At 69.6% G+C, this 19,008-nt stretch carries 25 protein-coding genes; 22 read left to right on the top strand and 3 right to left on the bottom strand.

What is annotated here, in order from left to right; genetic code table 11:
* Positions 1-66: 66 nt before the first annotated feature.
* The 6 genes from tgmA to IE247_RS02320 all read left to right on the top strand — a co-directional run bounded on the left by tgmA (position 67) and on the right by IE247_RS02320 (position 3,678).
* A complete protein-coding gene (tgmA, locus tag IE247_RS02340; RefSeq protein ID WP_190121121.1) occupies positions 67-336 on the top strand; it encodes a putative ATP-grasp-modified RiPP in 270 nt (89 codons plus the stop codon).
* On the top strand, positions 336-677 hold the full coding sequence (locus IE247_RS34125; protein WP_229868493.1) for an MvdC/MvdD family ATP grasp protein: 342 nt from the start codon (positions 336-338) through the stop codon (positions 675-677). Before tgmA ends, IE247_RS34125 begins: the two co-directional genes overlap by 1 nt.
* Before the next feature lie 31 nt (positions 678-708).
* Positions 709-1,056, top strand: coding sequence for an MvdC/MvdD family ATP grasp protein (locus IE247_RS34120; protein WP_229868491.1), 348 nt, complete (start codon positions 709-711; stop codon positions 1,054-1,056).
* Positions 1,053-2,207: an ATP-grasp peptide maturase system methyltransferase gene (tgmC, locus tag IE247_RS02330; protein WP_190121120.1), complete on the top strand. Its 1,155-nt coding sequence runs from the start codon at positions 1,053-1,055 to the stop codon at positions 2,205-2,207. Before IE247_RS34120 ends, tgmC begins: the two co-directional genes overlap by 4 nt.
* A gap of 108 nt (positions 2,208-2,315) precedes the next feature.
* A complete protein-coding gene (locus IE247_RS02325; RefSeq protein WP_190121119.1) occupies positions 2,316-3,071 on the top strand; it encodes a metallophosphoesterase family protein in 756 nt (251 codons plus the stop codon).
* Between the two features lie 70 nt (positions 3,072-3,141).
* Positions 3,142-3,678 (top strand): GNAT family N-acetyltransferase, encoded by a 537-nt coding sequence (locus IE247_RS02320; protein WP_190121118.1) that lies wholly within the window; start codon positions 3,142-3,144, stop codon positions 3,676-3,678.
* An 84-nt stretch (positions 3,679-3,762) separates the two neighbouring features.
* On the opposite strand, the gene IE247_RS02315 is transcribed toward IE247_RS02320, so the two are convergent.
* Positions 3,763-4,215, bottom strand: coding sequence for a hypothetical protein (locus IE247_RS02315; protein ID WP_190121117.1), 453 nt, complete (start codon positions 4,213-4,215; stop codon positions 3,763-3,765).
* Between the two features lie 153 nt (positions 4,216-4,368).
* Positions 4,369-4,728, bottom strand: a complete 360-nt coding sequence (locus tag IE247_RS02310) for a helix-turn-helix domain-containing protein (RefSeq protein WP_229868562.1) — start codon at positions 4,726-4,728, stop codon at positions 4,369-4,371.
* 562 nt (positions 4,729-5,290) lie between these two features.
* Between IE247_RS02310 and IE247_RS02305 the strand changes: the two genes are divergently transcribed.
* The 10 genes from IE247_RS02305 (at position 5,291) to IE247_RS02260 (ending at position 12,212) form a co-directional block, all read left to right on the top strand.
* Positions 5,291-5,437, top strand: coding sequence for a hypothetical protein (locus IE247_RS02305; RefSeq protein ID WP_190121115.1), 147 nt, complete (start codon positions 5,291-5,293; stop codon positions 5,435-5,437).
* Positions 5,434-5,991: a hypothetical protein gene (locus IE247_RS02300; protein WP_190121114.1), complete on the top strand. Its 558-nt coding sequence runs from the start codon at positions 5,434-5,436 to the stop codon at positions 5,989-5,991. Before IE247_RS02305 ends, IE247_RS02300 begins: the two co-directional genes overlap by 4 nt.
* Complete coding sequence (locus tag IE247_RS02295) at positions 5,991-6,203, top strand: helix-turn-helix domain-containing protein (protein ID WP_190121113.1); 213 nt, start codon at positions 5,991-5,993, stop codon at positions 6,201-6,203. Before IE247_RS02300 ends, IE247_RS02295 begins: the two co-directional genes overlap by 1 nt.
* A gap of 272 nt (positions 6,204-6,475) precedes the next feature.
* Positions 6,476-6,886 carry a hypothetical protein gene (locus IE247_RS02290; protein ID WP_190121112.1) on the top strand — a complete coding sequence of 137 codons (411 nt, stop codon included), beginning with the start codon at positions 6,476-6,478 and terminating at the stop codon, positions 6,884-6,886.
* 105 nt (positions 6,887-6,991) lie between these two features.
* Complete coding sequence (locus tag IE247_RS02285) at positions 6,992-7,567, top strand: phage tail tube protein (RefSeq protein ID WP_190121111.1); 576 nt, start codon at positions 6,992-6,994, stop codon at positions 7,565-7,567.
* 135 nt (positions 7,568-7,702) lie between these two features.
* Entirely contained in the window at positions 7,703-7,993 is a 291-nt protein-coding gene (locus IE247_RS02280; RefSeq protein WP_190121110.1) for a hypothetical protein, read from the top strand.
* A gap of 116 nt (positions 7,994-8,109) precedes the next feature.
* Positions 8,110-8,475 carry a hypothetical protein gene (locus tag IE247_RS34945; RefSeq protein WP_373305489.1) on the top strand — a complete coding sequence of 122 codons (366 nt, stop codon included), beginning with the start codon at positions 8,110-8,112 and terminating at the stop codon, positions 8,473-8,475.
* Between the two features lie 54 nt (positions 8,476-8,529).
* Positions 8,530-9,771, top strand: coding sequence for a hypothetical protein (locus tag IE247_RS02270; RefSeq protein WP_190121109.1), 1,242 nt, complete (start codon positions 8,530-8,532; stop codon positions 9,769-9,771).
* Positions 9,758-12,004 (top strand): hypothetical protein, encoded by a 2,247-nt coding sequence (locus IE247_RS02265; RefSeq protein WP_190121108.1) that lies wholly within the window; start codon positions 9,758-9,760, stop codon positions 12,002-12,004. Before IE247_RS02270 ends, IE247_RS02265 begins: the two co-directional genes overlap by 14 nt.
* A gap of 28 nt (positions 12,005-12,032) precedes the next feature.
* The gene (locus tag IE247_RS02260; protein WP_190121107.1) at positions 12,033-12,212 is read left to right on the top strand and encodes a hypothetical protein; all 180 of its coding nucleotides are present in this window, start codon (positions 12,033-12,035) and stop codon (positions 12,210-12,212) included.
* Positions 12,213-12,234: 22 nt separating this feature from the next.
* Here the strand turns inward: IE247_RS02260 and IE247_RS02255 are convergent, their stop codons facing one another.
* Positions 12,235-12,804, bottom strand: a complete 570-nt coding sequence (locus IE247_RS02255) for a hypothetical protein (RefSeq protein WP_190121106.1) — start codon at positions 12,802-12,804, stop codon at positions 12,235-12,237.
* 75 nt (positions 12,805-12,879) lie between these two features.
* Here IE247_RS02255 and IE247_RS02250 point away from each other — a divergent pair, with 75 nt between their 5' ends.
* The 6 genes from IE247_RS02250 (at position 12,880) to IE247_RS02225 (ending at position 18,986) form a co-directional block, all read left to right on the top strand.
* Positions 12,880-13,581: a hypothetical protein gene (locus IE247_RS02250; protein WP_190121105.1), complete on the top strand. Its 702-nt coding sequence runs from the start codon at positions 12,880-12,882 to the stop codon at positions 13,579-13,581.
* 37 nt (positions 13,582-13,618) lie between these two features.
* Positions 13,619-14,845: a hypothetical protein gene (locus IE247_RS02245; protein ID WP_229868488.1), complete on the top strand. Its 1,227-nt coding sequence runs from the start codon at positions 13,619-13,621 to the stop codon at positions 14,843-14,845.
* A gap of 105 nt (positions 14,846-14,950) precedes the next feature.
* A complete protein-coding gene (locus IE247_RS02240; protein ID WP_190121104.1) occupies positions 14,951-15,775 on the top strand; it encodes a hypothetical protein in 825 nt (274 codons plus the stop codon).
* The gene (locus IE247_RS02235) at positions 15,762-18,149 is read left to right on the top strand and encodes a hypothetical protein (protein ID WP_190121103.1); all 2,388 of its coding nucleotides are present in this window, start codon (positions 15,762-15,764) and stop codon (positions 18,147-18,149) included. Before IE247_RS02240 ends, IE247_RS02235 begins: the two co-directional genes overlap by 14 nt.
* Entirely contained in the window at positions 18,142-18,339 is a 198-nt protein-coding gene (locus tag IE247_RS02230) for a hypothetical protein (RefSeq protein ID WP_190121102.1), read from the top strand. The genes IE247_RS02235 and IE247_RS02230 overlap by 8 nt, the downstream gene beginning before the upstream one ends.
* The gene (locus tag IE247_RS02225) at positions 18,336-18,986 is read left to right on the top strand and encodes a hypothetical protein (protein ID WP_190121101.1); all 651 of its coding nucleotides are present in this window, start codon (positions 18,336-18,338) and stop codon (positions 18,984-18,986) included. Before IE247_RS02230 ends, IE247_RS02225 begins: the two co-directional genes overlap by 4 nt.
* Positions 18,987-19,008 lie beyond the last annotated feature (22 nt).

Genomic DNA, 19,008 nt, shown 5'->3' with positions numbered 1-19,008 from the left:
ACACCAGTGCGTCGCGGTGCGCGGTAGCGGCGGCCGGTACCCGAACGAGAAGGAGGCGCAGCACAGATGACGCGGAGGCTCACACCTTGGGGCATCGGCAGGATGGGGCCGTACGCGGCCACCTCCACGATCCTGCGGTACGCGCCCGTGATCGACCCCGAGACACAGGCCGCCGTGATCGTGGACGAACGGGGGCGCACGATCGAGCTGGGTGGTCATGGCACCAGTACCAGCGGCCTCACTTCGACCACGACCACCCCGGGCGACGGCTCCGGGCCGGACGGAGCGACCGACTCCGACAGTGTTGAGTCCTACGACCAGGACGAGTCCGACTGATGTCCGACCGACGCGGGTCGGTGCTGGTGCTGACCAACAGCTACGACGTGACCTCGGACGTGGTGCTGCGGATACTCGCCGCGCGAAGGGTTCCCGTGGCCCGTCTCGACCCCGGCACCGACCCGTACACCGGTGCCTCGCTGTCCGCCGTGTACGGCACGGACGAACAGCGAGGCACCCTGCGCACCCCGAGCCGAACACTCGATCTCACACAGGTGCGATCGGTCTGGGTCCGCAGGCCCTCGCCCTACGAGGGGCCTCCCGAGCTGGACGGACAGGACGCCCTGCCGTGTGGACGGGCGACCGCACAGCGTGTGGGTACGGGAGGTGCACGGGCATGAGATCACCAGCGCTGTGGCGGTGTGCCCGCACATGTTCCAGGCCAAGGTGAACAAGGCATTCGACGCACGGGTGACAGCCGTCGGCGATCGGCTGTTCGGGGCCCGGATCGACAGCCCTGATCTCGACTGGCGTCACCGGCAGGACCTCATGCGGTGTACACCGATCGCTGTCCCCGAAGCGGTCGCGCACTCCGTCGCCGCTTATCGGGATCACTTCCGCCTGGTGTACGGCGCCTTCGACTTCGCGGTGACCGCCGATGACGCCTGGTACTTCCTGGAGTGCAACCCCAACGGACAGTGGGCCTGGCAGCCGGCGGAGATAACGGACGCGGTCGCACACGCCATCGCCGACCGGTTACAGAAAGGCTCCGAAGCGTGAGCACATCCGTCCGACTGCGCACCGAGCTGGCGAACGCACTTGCCGAGGAGGGCACGCTCACCGACCCCGACTGGCTCCGTGCCGTCGAGGCCGTGCCCCGGGAGCTGTTCACCGGGTCCTATTTCGAGCAGGTCCCGGGCAGTGTCCCGACCCGCTACCGGCCGGCCCGGCAGGGCGATGACGGGTGGCTCCAGGGGATCTACACCGATCGGACGCTCATCACCCAGCTCGACGGCCGCATCAGGCCCGACGATGTCACGGACGCCACCGTGGAGGGCTCTCCGTCGTCCTCGTCCACCCTGCCCTCGCTGGTGCTGCGCATGTGGCAGCAGCTTGAAGCCGAGCCGGAGCACCGGGTGTTGGAGATCGGCACCGGAACCGGGTACTCGACCGCCCTTGGCGTGCACCGCCTCGGGGACGGGAATCTCACCAGCGTCGAGTACGACCCGGTGGTCGGCGAGGCCGCCGCCTCCGCCCTCATGTCCGCCGGGTACGCGCCCCGGCTGATCGTCGGGGATGGTCTGCGGGGGGACCCCGAGGGGGGAGCGTACGACCGGCTGATCGCCACCTGCTCGGTCCGGTACATCCCTCTGCCGTGGCTGCATCAGGTGAAGCCGGGTGGAAAGATCCTGGTCACGCTCTCGGGGTGGAGCTACGCATCCGGTCTGGCACTGCTCACCGTGACCGGTCCCGGCACCGCCATCGGCCGTTTTCTCCCCGGGCACACCAGCTTTATGATCGCCCGCCCCCACGACCGTCCGCCGCGCCCGACTCTGCCTCTGCTGCCCGGTGAGGAGCGCCCGAGCCGGATCGACCCGGCGATCATCGGTACCTGGAGCGGGAGTTGGGTGGCCCAGCTCGCCGCGCCGTCGGCGGAGCGGATGGGCGCTGGTTCCCAGCAGATCCTGTGGGACGTGTCCACCGGTTCGCAGGCGCGGACGACGTCCGGCCCCGGTGGGGGCTGGACGGTGGTGCAGCGTGGGCCGGTGCGTCTGTGGGATCGGGTCGAGGCGGCGGTCGAGCGCTGGCGGGCGGCGGGGGAGCCGCAGCAGGAGGGCTTCGGCATCACGGTCTCCGGTGCCGGTGCCGGTGCCGGTCAGCGTGTGTGGATCGGTGCGGAGGACGGTCCGGGGTGGGAGCTGCCGGTCTGAGGAGGACGCGGCCGGCCAAATGGGCCGAATCGATTCGGGCCCGCCCTGGAGCTACGCGTCAGGCGAAAGGTCTCGCCGCCCGGCCGTCCCCACCCGACAGTGAAGACCATGTTGAACCGAGTAGCCGTCCTGTCCGACATTCACGGAGTCCTGCCGGCCCTGGAGGCGGTGCTCGCCGAACCGGATGTCAGGGCCGCCGATCGCATCGTGCTCACCGGCGACATCGCCGCCGGTCCACAACCGGCGCAGGTGCTGGATCTGTTGACCACTCTCGGCGACCGCGTCGGATGGATCAGTGGCAACGCCGATCGCGAACTCCTCGAATACCGCCGGGGGCAGCGCGAAACGATCCCCGATCCGATCGCACCCTGGGCTGCCGCGCAGCTCCGCGAGGACCATCTCGATCTTCTGGGCTCGTTGCCGCGATCGCTCTCCCTGCCCGTGAGGGGCCTGGGGGAGGTGCTGTTCTGCCATGCCACCCCCCGGGACGACGAGGAGGTCGTCCTCGTCGACTCCCGCCTCGACCGCTGGGAGGAAGTCTTCAGCGGTCTCGACAGAGACATCCGCACCGTGGTCTGCGGCCACACCCATATGCCGTTCGTCCGCCTCGCCCACGGCCGGCTCGTGGTCAATCCCGGCAGCGTCGGCATGCCCTACGGACGTACCGGAGCGCACTGGGCCCTCCTGGGCCCGGGAGTCGAACTCCGCGTCACCGAATTCGACGTCGGGGCCGCGACAGCCCGGCTCCGCCAGGACTCGTCCTATCCGGGGATCGCGGAGTGGGCCGACTATTTCCTGAACGCTCGGGCGACCGATGCCGATGCCCTCGCGGCCTTCGCCCCGCGGGACGGGGGCGACGCCTGAGTGATTTCCGAGTGAGGGAGCGCCGTCGCTGATCGCGTTCTGTTCGGCGGTGTCGGATAGTTTGCCCGCCATGAGCGAACTCGGATCCGTCACCTGGCCGCCCGCCCCGATCAAGACCGAACGGCTCGTGCTGCGCGAGCGGTTGGCCCGGGACCGTGAGGCGTACATCGGGCTGCTCGCCTCGCCGGAGGTGCACGCCTACCTGGGGGGTGCTCGGCCGCGTGAGGAGGTGGAGCGGGAGGTGCCCGAGATACCTGAATCGCGGTCCGGGCGTTTTGTGGTGGAGCTGGATGGAGAGTTGATCGGACACATTCTGCTCACCAAGGAGACGGGATATCTGCCGCAGGCCGAGGGGAAGGCCGAGCTCGGCTATCTGTTTCTGCCGGAGGCGTGGGGGCGGGGATACGCGGCCGAGGCGTGCGGGGCGGTGCTCGACTGGTTCGCCGGGGAGCTTCCCGGCGAACCAGTGGTGCTGGCGACGCAGACGGCCAATGGCCCCTCGATGCGGCTCGCGGCGAAGCTGGGCTTCACCGAGGTGGAGCGGTTTGAGGCGTACGGTGCCGAGCAGTGGTTCGGGATGTGGAACCCGGGCACGCCGTCCGGCTGAGCCGTGTGTCGGACGGCGCCGGTGCGGGTGGTCCCGGCGGCCCGGGCCGGCGTCATCACCGTGCAATAGGACGGGACGGGCCGGTCAGTAGGGGCCCAATTGGTCATCCGTGTCGGGCATCCGTTTCACGCCCCCTGTCACGGGATCCGAGTCACGGGCGCGGACGTCGCGGGTCCGGACCCGGGTGCGGGTGCGTGGCCGGTGGGGCATCAGATCGCGGACCGAGGCATCGCCCGCGCCCACTATCGGCAGTGGATGGGTGGGCCGCTGGCCCGCGCCGCTGGGAAAACGCAGCAGCCGGCCAGGGCCGTTGTCCGGCGGCGGGTCCTTGTCGGGGCCGCCGTCGGGTCCGTCGTCGCCCAGGTGATCGCCGGGGCGGTCCGCGGGGCGTGTGCCGGGGCCCGGTCGCTCCGGTTCCATGGCGCGGCCGTGTTCCTCCCAGCCGGATCTGAACCAGAGCAGCTGGTCACGCTGCATCTCGTCCTCGGTCAGGATGCGGACTCCTTCGACTCCCGCCTGCCGGACCTTCTCGCTCAACTCGGCCAGCAGACGGGACAGACGCTCTGATTCGGCGTGACCGCGACCGGACCCCGACCTGGACCCGGACCTTTCCCCCTCGTGACTTTCCTCGTCCGCCTCTCTGACCACTGCGCACTCCTCACACCCCCGTCGGCCCGCCCCTGGGAGCCGCTATGTCCCCTCCGGCAGGAACTGCTTCGCGACTTTCACGAATGTCTCCCTCAGCTCGGTGGGTACCCCCATTCTCCGTGCCGCTTCCTCGGGCGTGAGGCGCTGCGGTCCGCTCACCTCCTCATGGTGGCGATGAACGGTCACCGGGAGGTCGTCCTCGGACAGCCTGCCCGACCGGATCAGCATGTCCCGCAAGGGGACGGACAGTACGGCGGACAATCTGCGCATCGTCTCCAGATCGGGCATGCTCTGCCGCTGGAGCAGTCTGCTGACGGCCGCGCGGTGCACTCCGGCGTCATCGGCGAGCTTTGACTTGCCGCCACCGCGCGGATTGTCGATGTCATAGCCCCGCCCGCGCATCAGATCCTCGATCCATGCCGCGAACTCCTCAAGCCCCTCGGTGCGACCGCGCGGTTGTTCCCCGCGAAATCCCTGGTCGTTGTGGGCGCTGGCCCACGAGCTGGAACCCATGTTCTCGCTCTCCCCTCGTCGCGGGGACAGCGTACCGAGCGCGTGCGCAACCAAAGCAGTGCGCACGCGCGCGTATCACAGCTTGGCCTCAGTGGCCGGATATCAACGGCCCCGAATGCGGAGCCCGTTGACGACATTACGTGGTCATTGCCTCCGGAGCGTAGTCACTTGCGCACGCGCTCGCACCATGTAACTCTGATCTCGCGTCCGCAACTGTCGAACAAATGTTCGCACACCCAGGGAGGGGTTGCACGTGCGTACCCGATCGAAATCCCTTGAAACTCCTCTGACCAGGTATTTTGATGTTGATGCCGATGAGCTCGACTGGCGCAGGGCAGCCGCCTGCTCCGAGCTTCCCCAGCGTTCCGTCTTCACCCGCAATCCGGTTGAAGCGGCGCCAGCGTTGCGCGCCTGCAATTACTGCCCCATTAAGCGGCAGTGCCAAACCATCGTGGATCCCGAGCGCACCTGGTTCGACGGGGTGAGCGGCGGCCGGCTCTGGCGCAACGGCCGGGCCGTCGCGACCGCCCCCGACCTCGACCTCGACCCCGCCTCCGACCTCGACCTCGACTTCGCCCCCGAGGAGACCGCCGCATGAGCGCCGCACTCTGGCTCGATGCCCTCGCCCGCCGTTTCCCCGAACTCCTCGACGAACTCGCCCCCAGCCCCGGCCGCGCCCCGGCGGGCCCGCGCGGCCCCCGGCCCACCGGCGGCGGATCCTCGCCCGTCAGGCTCTTCGTCTCCGACACCCTGCGTGATATCACCGACGGAGTGGCGGAGCTGGAGGAGGCGGTACGCGAACGCCTCGCCCTGCGCCCCGTACGCCCCGCGCCCGTTCCCGTACGGCTGCGCCGGATCGCCGGAGTGCTGGACCGGATCGACGCCGACGCCGATCTCGCCGCCCATGTCGAGGACGAGGCCCGGCGGATGGCCAGGCGCTGCGCCCACGCCCTCGGCGATCCCGAGCAGATGATCCGGCTGCCCGGCCGCTGCCGGGGCTGCTCCTCGGTCTCACTGCGGGCCTTCCCCGAGCGGGACGAGGTGCGCTGTGTGAACCCCGTGTGCGACCGCCCGCCCGTCCAGGACGCCGGCGCGGACACCGGCGCGGACACCGGAACGGACGCCCGCACGGACGCCCGGGAGGCCGCGTGATGACCGCCACCGCCCTCAGAACCCCGCTGATCACCGGAGACCTCGCCGCCTCCGAGGCCGGAGTCTCCCCCGCGACCATCCGCAAATGGGTCCAGCGCGGCCATCTGGCCGCCGCGGGCCGGCAGGGCAGGCGCAGCCTGTACCGGCTGGAGGACGTCTTCGCGGCGGAACGCAGCGCCCATGACATCGCCCCGGGGTCCGCCCCCGGCTGACCGACCGCCGTAAGTGTGTGAAAGGGCCCCGCCGGAGCATCCGGCGGGGCCCTTCGCATGCGCTGACACATGGTCAGTTGCGGGATCCGGCACCCCGGGTCACACTTGATGCAGCGGCAGAGCTGCGCCCGAAGGCCACCAGGCAAGGGCGGCGGACCTGCCGCTTCGCGTTACCCCTTCGCGTTGCCCCTTCGCGTTGTCTCTCGCTTTACCCTCGCGCCTTCCCAACCGCCTCCGCTGCCTTCCGAGCAGCCCGAGAAGGGAGCGTCCATGTGGCAGCACTGACCTTCCCCGACGCCGAACGACTCGTCGTCGACTTCCTGAAGACCCGCCCCGAACTGACCGGGGCGGCGGTCGACAACCGCCCGCCGGCCGTGTTCGACGGCACCCAGCGAGCCGTCCTCGTCTCCCGCGTCGGTGGCGCCTGGGTCGACGACCTCAACCTCGACCGGCCGCTGCTGGACCTTGAGGTCTACGGGCCGGACAAGACCGCGGCCCACACCCTGGCGCTGGCCGCCCGGGCCTGCGTACTGGAGCTGACCGGCACCTCGTACGGCACCGCGTTCGTCAGCGATGTCAGCGAGGAGGACGGGCCGCGCTGGCTGCCCGACTACAACCGGCCCGCCGGAAACCGCTACCTCTCCACGATCCGGCTCTCCGTACGCCCCGCACCCCCCGCGTAGCGGCACACACCACCCCACAGACGGGCCTCGCCTCTCCGGCGGGGCCTTTGCCATATCCGCACCACTGATCAGTACGAACTGATCAGGATGAACTGAGGAGTTCACATGGCTGGAAGCAACAACGGCAAGGAAATCCGCGTCGCCGGATCGGGCAAGGTCCTCTTCGCCGCCGCCGGTACCGCAGCCCCCGCCGATGCCACCATCGCCTGGGACGCGGCGAAGTGGACCGAGCTGGGCTACACCACCACCGACGGCATCAAGTTCAACAAGAAGGACAAGATCGACCCGGTCGACACCTGGCAGTCGGTGAGCCCGGCGCGGTTCATCTACTCCGACCGCGATCTGACCGTGAAGTTCCAGCTCCTCCAGCTGAACAAGCACACCCTGCCCTTCTTCCTCGGCGGTGGCGCGGTCACGGCCGGCGGGGTCGCCGGTGAGTACAAGTACGACCTCGCCAACACCCCGGGTCCGGACGAGCGGGCGATCGGCGTCGAGTTCGTGGACGGCGCCTCGCGCTACCGCTTCGTGGTCCCGCGCGGCCAGGTCACCGAGACCGAGGAGATCTCCCTGACCCGTACGGGCGCCGTCCGGCTCGGCATCACCTTCACGGCCCTGGCCGTGGACGACGCCGCGCCGCTGGCGAGCTTCCGGATCAAGGACGACGCCTCGGCGTACGCCTGACCGGGCCGCCCGGTCGGTCATGACTGACCGGGCACTCGTCAGTCCCCCCTCGGGGCGGCCCCGGACACTCTCCCTGTCCGGGGCCGCCCCGGCCCTCTTCCGACATCTTCCGCAATCTTTCGAACGGAGACACCCATGGCCGGATTCAACGTCAACGCCGCCCGTGCCCAGCGCCTCGAAGCGCTCGGCCGCACCTGGTCCTTCGATCTCGACGAGGACAGCTTTGAACTGCCGACCGAGCTGAACCGCACCACTGCGCGCAAGCTCCGCGACCTCGACGACAACGACGTCGACGGACTGCTCCGACTCCTTCTTGGAGAACGGCAGTTCACCCGCTTCGAGCGCCACGACGTCACCATGCAGGACATCGCCGCCATCCTGGAGGCATACGGCAAGGAGACCGGGCTCGGCCTGGGGGAAGGCTGAGCCTCGGCGCGTTCGTTGATGAACACGCCGAGGCCCTTGAGGCTGATCTGCTCCGCCACTACGGCCTCGACCTGCTCGACTGGCACCGGGGCCGGCTCTCCTCCCGTCGGCTCGCGGTGCTGCTCCGGCACCTTCCGCGCGACAGTGCGATCGCGCGCGAGCTGAACGGCGAGGCCGCCGAGTGGTCACCGACCGACTATCTGCTGGCCCAGGTGATCGACCAGCTCGCCGAGTCCAACTGGATGTTCGCGACGGTCAACCGCGACGAGGACAGCGATCCACTGGACTTCCCGAAGCCGGTGACCAGGCCGGGACAGAAGCCCTCGCCGGCTCCCGAACCGGCTCCCGAACCGGAACCGGTGCCGGAACCGGACACTCCGCCGGGCACCTCCCCCGGCACCGGTGATCCCGGCGATCCCGGCGATCCCGGCACCGGGGCGGACGTCCCCAGCCCGGCCCAGCTCGCCGCCTTCTTCTCGTAGCCCGCGCCCGCGCCACGCCAGGCAGCGCCAGAAAAGGACAGAGGACATACGCACATGACCATGTGGATCGGACGCCCGGGGCATCTCCGGGCGTTCAAGGAAGCCGCCACCACCTTCGACCGGTCCCCCCAGTCCGGTACCACCGAATTCCGCTCCCTCGCCGGAGGCATCACCACCTGGACCCCGCCGATCCGGCCCCGCCGTCTCAAGCTCGCCTGGCAGAACATGCTCCCCGACGACCTCGCCCACCTCGACCGGCTCGCCCGCCGGGTGGACGGCCCCGGGCCGGTCGCGGTGATCGACCCGGCCTCGGCGAACTGGCTGCTGCCGAGCCAGGCCAAGGGGGTACGCGGGGGCTACGGCACCTCGCTGTGGTTCGGGGCGCCCCCGGTCACCATCGGCGGGGGAACCGGGGCGTACGACCCCGTCACCGTCACCGTCAACCAGCCGGACGAGATCACCACCTTCGTCTACTACGGGCCCAACGCGGGCTACGGCTATCCGGTCGTCCCCGGCACCCGGATCACCTGGTGGGCTCCCTCGCTCGCGACCACCGCGCACCAGCAGAGGCTCTACTGGATCAAGGCGGACGGCGGCACCTCGACCGGGCTCAACTGGACAAGCACCATGGACCGCCCGATGACCGTCACCGTCCCGCCCGACATCGCGTATGTCCGACCGGCGGTGAAGTTCAACCGGTCCTGCCGGGACATCCCCGTCGGCGAATCGATACTCCGGCCGGCCGCCCCCGAGGACGCCTCGCTCCGGCTGGCGAACCGGCAGGCGTTCTCGACGACCCAGCAGCAGGGCCTCGCGCCCCTGGCCCAGTGGCAGGCGCTGGCCGGCGCGACCCTCAGCGAGGCGGGCGGCGCGGCCCAGGTCACCATCCCCGGCAGCGGAACCTTCGTCTGGGTGCCCGGTGACGGCAAGCCGGGATTCCCCGTCACCCCCGGTCAGACAGCCGTGTTCACCACCTCCTTCAGCAAGATCGAGTTCTCCGGGGTGGACTTCCTCGATGCGGCGGGCACGCTGATCTCGGGCACCAACCTCTCGGCGATGCGCGCCCCGGCGGGCGCCGTCTACGTGCGGCCCTGGGTCTTCGCCTCGGCCGTCACCACCCCCACTCCGATCGGCGCGGGCTCCCTCGTGCTGTGGGACGCCGCGCCGTCGCTGCCGGCGGGCGAGGGCACCGGCCTGTACAGCGTCACCGATTACGGCCAGACCGTGCGCCCCGGAATGCTCAACTCCCGTGATGTGAGCCTGGAGCTGGTGGAGGTGGCTCATGCAACCGGCTGATCCCTCTCTCACAAAAGCCCTCCAGGACGGCGAACGCTCCGCCGACCACCGGGTCCGGCTGGGCGGCAGGGAGCTGGGCCCGCAGGTCAGCTCGTGGTCCCTGGACCAGAGCTATGCCACCGACCTCCCCGACGCGATGCGCGCCTTCTCCGGCTCCTCCAGCGCCCAGCTGGAACTCACCCTCGGCGGCAGGGGCGGAGTGTCCGGTCCCGCTCTCTACGGACCGTGGGCGCCGCGCGCCACCGGCGATGTGATCCGGCCCCGCCAGTCCGTCACCATGGACTGGGGACTGGCCGGCTCCGCCCTGCCGCAGTTCCGGGGCACGGTACGGTCCCGCTCGGCCCAGTCGGGCGGCGAGGCGGTCTCCCTCACCGCGCTCGACGGCGCGGAACGACTGCGGATGCCCGCCCGGCTGCCCCGCCCCTCCGGCGGCATCGACGCGGACGCGCCGTACGGCCCGAGCCTGGCGAACAACTGGACGGCCAGCCCCACCTGGTGCGTCGACCATCTGCTGCGCAACGCGGGCATCCACACCTGCCCGCCGCCCCGCCCGACCAGCATTCTCTACGCCTCCCTGCACGGCGGGGCCGCCGCCAACATCGGCTATCTGACCGCGCTGTCCGGCGACTGGACCAAGTGGACCAAGACCAACGCGCCCTGGGAGGCGGCCGTGCAGGGCCCCGCCTCGGGGCTCGCCTCCGCCGAGTACATCCCCTCGGTACGGCCCGTGAACCGTCTCGGCGACGGGCTGTGGGCCGAGGCGTGGTTCGACAACACCGGTTCCGCCGGTGGCACCCGCCAGCTCGATCTGACCCTGTCCTGGACGCCGGCCAACCTCACCCCGCACTACACCACCGTCCGAGTCGACTTCACCAAGGGTGAGCTCCAGGCCTTCAGCGGCAAGGACAAGGTGCCCACGGGCAACGGCAGCATCGTCTGGACCGTTCCCGCACTGACCACCCAGTCCGGCCGCTGGCACATCGGCTTCTGGCTGAAGTTCTCCAGCGCCGGGGTGCCCACCTTCGAGGCCCGGGTGCGCTACCCGGACGGCAATGGAATCCACTGCACCCCGGGCACGGTGGCCGGGGCGGTGGCGGCCTCGCATCTGGGCAATGTCATCCTGCGGCTCGGCAATCTGCGGGTGGAGGGCCTTCAGGTCTCGTCGCTGACCACCGTGCCCAGCACCCCGGCCGACATCCTTCAGGAGGGACGCTGGACGAAGACGGCGGCCCTCGATCCGCCCGACACCGGGCTGCGGGTCATCCCGGCCGTCTCCGGCACCGCGTGGGAAGCCATCACCGCCATCGCCCGTGCCACCCTGTCCACCGCCGAGTTCGACGGCAACGGCATCTTCCGCTGGCGCAACCGCAGCCGCTGGGCCAACGCGCCCACGACCTCACACCTCACCGTGACCTCGGCCCGCGAACTGGCCTCGCTCACGGTGACGGAGGAGATCGACGCCTGCCGCAACTACTGCTCGGTGACGTGGGACAACTGGGAGAACGTCTCCGTCAACAAAATCGCCAAATCCAAGATCAGCACGGCCAGGCTGAGCATCCCGGCCGGCACCACGGGCACTCTCGTCTTCGGCAGGGGCGACGACGAGTACGACTGCTGGCCGCCCGAGACCTACGTCGACGCCCTCCCCGGCTGCATCAGCTTCAGGAACGCCGACAGCGACACGGCGGCCAACGTCCATGGAGCGGTCGAGGTCGGCACGGTCATCTCCGACGGCGCCGTCACGGTCACCATGCGCAACCGCAGCAGCTCCACGGTCTGGCTGCGCGGCGGCGCACGCTCCATGGACATGCTCGCACCGACCGTGTCCGGGGACGGCGGCCCCGGCAAGCACTGGTACTCCGCCTGGAACACGATCAGCCAGGGCCACTACGGCGTCCAGCTCTACGAGCACGACCCGGAGGGCTGGGTCCAGGACAGCCGCGCCGCGCGCGAGATCGCCGAAGCCCTGCGCGCCGCCGGGGTCTACCCCGTCCCACTCCTCCAGGACGTGGAGATCCTCGCCGACCCCCGCATCCAGCTCGGCGACGTCGTCCGGGTCAAGGACACCACCGGCGCGGTCCTCGACTCCCTCGCCTGGGTCGTCGGCATCAAGACCGAGGCCGAGGGCCAGGCCGTCAAACAGACCCTGACCCTCCGCGGCGCCACCTACAACGGCGTCCCGACCGACACCGGCCTCACCCCGGACCCGCCCGTCTCCGGCTCCGTCGCCTGACCCCATCCCCCACCAGGAGAGCACCACCATGACCAACGAACAGCTCGAAACCCTCGCCCGCCGCCTGGCCGAACTCCTCCCCGGCTACCTCCTGCTGCGCGACCCGCCCCAGGTGCCGGTCGGAGCACCGGAGGCGGCGATCGGTGACGGGGCGACGCCGCTGCCGACGCCGACGCCGTACGAGCGAGTGGAACCCTCAAGCCCCTGACCGGACTCGCGGCACCACAGGGTCAGTCCGACGCGGTCCAGTGGAGCGTCCAGGGCATCATCGGGCCCCAGTCACCGCTGCCGTCCCGTACGGTCAGGAAACTGTTGGCGGCCACCTCGACCGTATGGGTCATCGGGCCGTAGTGCCCGGCCAGCGGCTCGGTATTCTTCCGGCTGCCAAGGCCCTGGTACAGCCGGCCTCCGGCCTTGCCGAACTTGACGGTGACCGAACCGGGCCGGTCAGGGGTCCGCAGGATCCGGCTTCCGGTGCCTCGGCTCTCGGCCGTCACCAGCTCGACTTCCTCGGGTTTGCGGAACGTCAGTTTCCAACGGCTGACCCAGCTTCCCTCGGGTGCCTTTATGCGGATATTCCCGAGCGACGACGGGTCGATCAGGGCCTGCGGTCGTCCCTTCTCCCAGGGCCACCCACCGAGTATGAAGAGCTTCTCCTCTCGGGTGCCCTGTTTCGACGCGATGTCCGCGACGAGCCAGAAGTGCGGGTTGATCAGCCCCCCGGTGGCTTCGACCACAACACGGCCTGCCAGCCCCGGGGGGATCCGTACCTCTCGTGCGCCCCATCCGGTTACCTCCATCAGCCCCTCCTCCGGTAGTCGTCCGGAGTCTTTCGCGCCGGGATCACCCACCGCAAGAAGCAGAGGTGAACATCCATGTCGAACATCAATAAAGAGATACGCGAGTACACCGGCTCCAAGGAGTTCCTCGACAAGGTCAGGGCGGATCTCTTCCTGAACTCGGACGCTGATAAGAAATCGGAGAACCAGGATTTCATCAGCTCCCTCAAAGCCAGTATGGGGATTGAGTCGCTGAGCTCCAAGGTGACCAAATTGGACAAGGAGGTGAATAAGCCGAAAGAGGATTTTCCCGTTGAGGCCTTTGAGCATAAAGCGGAACACGGTGAGGGGAAATACGAGGCTGTCGGGAATGTCGGCACCGCCTATGGTGCCACGGGGGCATTGAATGGCGGCACTGCGGAATTGACCGGCGTCTCTGCTGCTGTGAAGCTGTACAGCTTCGATTACAACATTATCAATGAAATTCAGGACAGGAGGGCCCGTCGGAATCCAGAGAGGCTCCGCTCGGACCTCGACAAAGCACAGGCGGACATCGTTAGCAATCGAAATGCTATAACTCGTGATCGTGGGGTGACCAATCGGGCGCATACTCGCATCACCGATCTGGCCAGGGAGATGAACAGGAAGCTGGGTCTGAAGGCCGACAAGACCGCAATGCGCAACACCGATGCCCAGCGGACGCCTCAGATCCGGAGTATCCGAAGAACCGCGGACGAGGCATCGACCTCTATCGACCTCCTTACACGCCGACTGCGCGATTTGGGGATCGCCATCTGAAGCAGGCCGGACCCTTTTCTCTCCTCAGGAGTGATCCATGTCTCTCAACCAGAAACTCGGCACGGTGGTCGGCCATCTCGGCCGCCTCCGTACCAATGCGAACAACGCCGGTTCCGGCCTCAGTACCCTTCAGCGCAACGCTGGCTCTGCCGCCGGCGCGGTCGGCCGGATCCAGAGTTCCGCGAACAACGCCAACACCTCCGTCGGTCGTCTCCGCACCACCGCGAACAACGCAGGCTCCGGCCTCGGCAGCCTCCAGCGCAACTCCGGGACCGCGTCCGGTGCCGTCAACCGGGTCAGGACATCCGCGAATCAGGCCAACACTTCCATAGGCCGTCTCCGCACCACCTCCAACAGCGCCGGTACCTCCATCGGCAGGATCCGTACCGCGTCGACCAACAGTGCGAGTGCCGTCGGCAGGCTCAACACCGGTGTGCGAGGCGCGAATACCTCCCTGGGCCAGGCCCGGACCGGATCCGACCGGTTCCGGTCTTCGCTGGACCGGCTGCGCAGCTCGGCGAACCGCGCGAGGACGGCACTGCGGGGGGTCAAGACGCAGGCGGACGCGGTCGAGAAGTCCGTGGGGAACGCGGGGAAGAACGCCGATCGCGGTGACAAGGCGATGGGCAACTTCAGCAGGGGCGCACGGGGAGCCTCCGTCGCTCAGCGAGGGCTCAACCTTGTGATGGCGGCCAACCCGCTCGGTCTGATCATGGCGCTGCTGGCGCCGCTGATCCTGAAGTTCGTCGATCTGGAGAAGATCGGCAAGGCTGTGATGAGCGGCCTCAGATCCGCTTTCAAGGGCATCAGCGACGCCGCCTCCGCAGCCGGCAGGTTCCTCGGGCCGCTGCTCAAGGACATCGGGAACATGATGCTGTTCCCGACCCGGATGGTGGTGACGGGGCTCAATATCCTCATCGGGGCGATGAACAAGATCAAGTTCTCGGTGCCGGACTGGGTTCCGGTCATCGGTGGCAAGAAGTTCGGCTTCAGCATCCCGACCATCCCGGTTCCCAAGCTCGCCGAGGGCGGCATCGTCCAGCCGCGCTCCGGCGGCACGCTCGCGCTCGTCGCCGAGGCGGGCGAGGCGGAGGCAGTGATCCCGCTGAGCAAGCTCGGCGGAATGATGGGTTCGGGGCCTGAGCTGCGCAGGCTGGCCGTCGCGGTGGAGAAGCTCGCGGATCGGCCGGTGCTGGTGAAGGTGGACAGTCAGACGATCGCTCGGGCGGTCTTCATGGGGCAGCGACAGCTCGCCCGCCGCTAGTCATCCGAACCCGAACATCCCTGAGAGCCGGCCGCATGCCCCCGCGGCCGGCTCTCGTCATGAGCTGACGAAGAGCTGACAAAGACATGAGACGAGGTGAAACCCATGGGCAACCTCTGGATCGGAACACCTGGTGCCCTGCACGAGATCGATCAGGCGGCCAAGAGCTTCGACCGCTCCGCCGAGCTGGGAATCAACGAGTTCAAGGCGCTGGGCGGACGGGTCACGCTGACCCGTAACCCCTCGGCCGTACGGAGGGTCAAACTCGGCTGGGAGCTGTTGGCCCCCCGCCACGCGCGGCTGCTGGACCGGCTGGCACGGCGGCTCGACGGGTCGGGGCCGCTGGTGCTGGTGGACCCGGCGGCGGGGAATGTGCTGGATCCGCGGCAGGCGGCGGGGAAGGGAGACCCGGGCCAGGCGGGGATGAACCAGTGGTTCAAGGTGTCGGTCACCGGCACGGTGGTGGAGTCGGCGACGGTGCCCGGCACCTTCTCCTTCACCGCGACCGACGCCACGGGCAAGCTCGCCTGGCGGGCCCGTACCTGGTCGAACTTCCCGGTGGCGCCCGGTATGCGCATCTCCTTCCACGCCCCGGCGGCCTTCGCGGCGCTGCCCACGGCCACGGCGCAGGTCGACTTCAAGAAGGCGGACGGCACCTATCTGTCGACCGTCAGCGCCGATGGCCCGCTGGTCACGGCCACCGTCCCGGCCGAGGCCGCGTTCGCCACCCCCTGCGCGGCCCCCGGGGTGATCGGCACCTACTCGCTCGCCGGGGCCTGTCTGACGTACGGAGGCCCGGCCGAGCAGGACGTTCCCGGTGACGGGATGCCGCCGATGGGCATCACCGGCTACAGCGACGCACCGGCCCGCCCGCAGCCCTACCGTTCCATCAGTCTCGATCTGGTGGAGGTGTCCAGTGCAACCGGCTGACGACACCACCAAGGCCGCGCTCGCCGCCGGGGAGCGGACGGCCACCCACACCACCCGGCTCGGCGGCCGGGACGTCTCCGCGCAGGTGCAGTCCTGGCAGGTGGAGCGGTCCTACGCGACCGATCTGCCGGAGGCGATGCGCGCCTTCGCGGGAAGCTCCGCCGCCCAGTTCCAGCTTCAGCTGTCGGGTACGGGCGGCAAGTCCTCGCCCGAGCTGTATTCGCCGTGGGCGCAGCGCGCCAGTGGCGATGCGGCGCGGCCCGGCCAGTCGGTGGTCCATGAGGCGGGGGTCGGGGGCGGCGGCGCGCTGCCCGCCTTCCGCGGCACGCTGCGCAACAGGTCGGCGGCGTCCGGCTCGGACACCGTGGAACTGTCCGCGCTGGACGGCGCGGAGCGGCTGCGCGGTCCGGCGCAGCTTCCGCGTCCGTACACCGGGCTGTGGTGGCGGCGGCCGGTGGCCACCGCCACCTGGTGCGTGGACGAGCTGCTGCGCCAGGCGGGCATTTACAGTTCGCCGCCGCCGCGCGCCCCGGAGTTCCAGCCGGATCAGCCGCTGTCGCTGGTGCACGCCACCCTGCACGGCGGCTTCGCCACCCCGTACGGGATGCCGGAGGATCTGCCCGATCCGAGTCACTACACCTGGACGAGGAGCGGGGCGCCGCATGAGATGGCGCTGGTGCCCAGGGGTACGCCGCCGGGGGGCAAGGGCGTGACGATGTCCTGGTTCCCGCGCTCCAGGGTGACCTGCCCCGGCAGCCGGCTGTTCGCCGAGGTGTGGGTGAACACCGCGCTCGGGACGGGGGACACGGCACGGATAGAGCTGGAGCTGAACCGTTCCGGGACCGCCACCGGCACGCTCTTCGTCGAGGTGGATTTCGTCGCGGGCACGGTCACCGTCGGCTCCGAGAACTCCGCCACTCCGGGGGGGACCTGGGTGTGGAGCCAATGGGGCGCCGCGATGAAGGCTCAGCGGGGGGTGTGGCATTTCGGCGCGTTCTTCGATCTGACCGCCTCGGGCAGCACCGTGCAGCCAATAGTCCATCCCCGGCTGACCGCTCCCGACGGTACCCACTTCGTCGGCACGGCGACCCCGATGACCCCCGGTTTCGGCCAGCAGGTCTCGTCCGAGCTGCGGAAGGTCCGGCTGGTGACCTCCATGGCGGCCGAGGGCCTCCAGGTCACGGCGGGGCTGCCGGCGATTCCCACCGCGGAGGAGTTCGCGCACACCGGCGCCTGGACCAAGACGGCCACGCTCGACGATCCGATCCTGCCGCTGATGGTGATTCCGAAGGTGTCGGGTTCCCAGTGGGAGGCGATCACCCAGATAGCCAAGGCCAGTCTGTCGACGGCCGAGATCGACGAGCGCGGCATGTTCCGCTGGCGTAATTTCACGCGCTTCGCGACCGTGCCGACCTCGCCGGATCTGACCCTGACGACCGTGCGGGACATCGCCTCGCTGACGCTCACCGAGGAGATCGACGCCTGCCGCAACTACTGCGTGCAGCCCTTCAAGGACTGGTCGACGGTGGGGATTGTCGAAGGCGCCGTGGTCAACGACACCGAGATCCGGGAGATCCCGCCGTACGGCTCGCTCACCGTCTCGTACACCTTCGCGGAGGAAGAGCTGGACATCGGTCCGCCGGACACGGACGACGACTCGGTCCACACCTATGGATCGTCGTTCCGGGTCGCGACCTTCTTCGCGGGAGGGGCGTTCGCCGTCAAGGGAGCGGTGGACGCGCTGATCCGCCGTGAGGAGGGGTACGTCGTCCTGCGGCTCACCAACCGCACCTCACGGCGGCTCTACACCATCACCAGGGACGGCAAGCCTTCCATCCGCATTGTCTCCCTCAAGCCGAGCCGTGAACCGGTGGAGCGGCAGTCCGTCTCCTATCGGCCGGGCAGCGCCAGTGAGCGCTTCTACGGGCGGCAGGAGTTCTACGCCGAGGCCGACGAGTGGGTGCAGGACTCCCGTGCCGCGCAGCAGCTCGCCAACGCGATGCGCGCGGCGGGCGAGTATCCGGTGCCGGTCATGGGCGATGTGCAGGTGCTCTACGACCCCCGGGTGCAGCTCGGCGATGTGGTGCGGATCCAGGACTCCGGCGGGGCGGCTCTCGACACCCTCGCCTGGGTCGTCGGCATCAGCACGACGGCGGGCGGCGACGGCGGTGTGCAGCAGACGCTCAGTCTGCGCGGCACCCGCTCCAACGGTGTGCCCACCGACGCCGGTCTGACCCCGGACGGGCCGGTGGCCCCGCCCCCGCCGGATCTCTTCGCGAGCTACGCGTCGGTGAGTACGGCGTATCCGACGCTGGCGGCGCTGCTGGCGGCCAGGGGGACCTGGCGCGAGGTGAAGGAGAACACCGGTGTCTGAGCAGCGGAGCACCGCACCCGAGTACCCCGACAGAGGCCACTCCACACCGATGACAGTGGTGGTGGAGCCGGGAACCCCGCCCCCGCCCGTAACGCCCGCTCAGCCCGAGCCCGGCGCCGCCGAACCCACCGCTTCGACAGTCACCCCGCCGTACGGCACCGAGATCCCCAAGGAGGGCGAACCCGTATGACCATCCAGTACACACCCCTGAGCGCGCTGCCCTATCCCCAGCCGACCGACCCCGCCGATCTGCCCGCCCATCTCAAGAGCCTCGCGGAGGCCGCCGACGGCCGGACGGTCCTGCGGTTCGCCGACGCCGCCGCCCGCGATGCCAAGGTGACTGCCCCGGCCGCCGGGATGATCGCCTGGATCGGGAATCCGGGCAGGCTGATGTACTACACCGGATCCGCGTGGGTGCCGGTCGCGCCCGTCCCGGTCTTCCGGGCGAACCTGGACGACGGGGACACCACCTCCCTCACCTACACCGAGACCCTGGCGAACTCCGCCGGCGGTGCGCTCACGGCGAGCTTCACCGTGCCCGCCTCGGGGCAGGTCGTCATCGGGGTCGGCAGCTACACCCGCTGCTCGGCGGCCTCGGCCATCGCCTTCATGGGGGTCAATCTCCGCAACGCCGCCGGGACGGTGGTGAACGCCGCCGCCGACGCCCAGGCCGCGGCGTCCCCCCACACCGGCCGGACCTCGGTGGCCACCCAGTTCCTGGTCACCGGGCTGGCCGTCGGCACGGTCCTCACGGCCACCGCCGCCTACCGGTCGAGCGTCACCGGCAACACCGCCTACTTCGACTCCCGCTACCTCCGGATCGACCCCATCCCGTAGAGCCACCCGCCCGACACCCACT

This window comes from Streptomyces inusitatus (assembly GCF_014651115.1).
Taxonomy (GTDB): domain Bacteria; phylum Actinomycetota; class Actinomycetes; order Streptomycetales; family Streptomycetaceae; genus Streptomyces; species Streptomyces amakusaensis.
The sequence above is the reverse complement of the archived record's forward strand: the minus strand, read 5'-3'. Positions and strand labels throughout refer to the sequence as shown.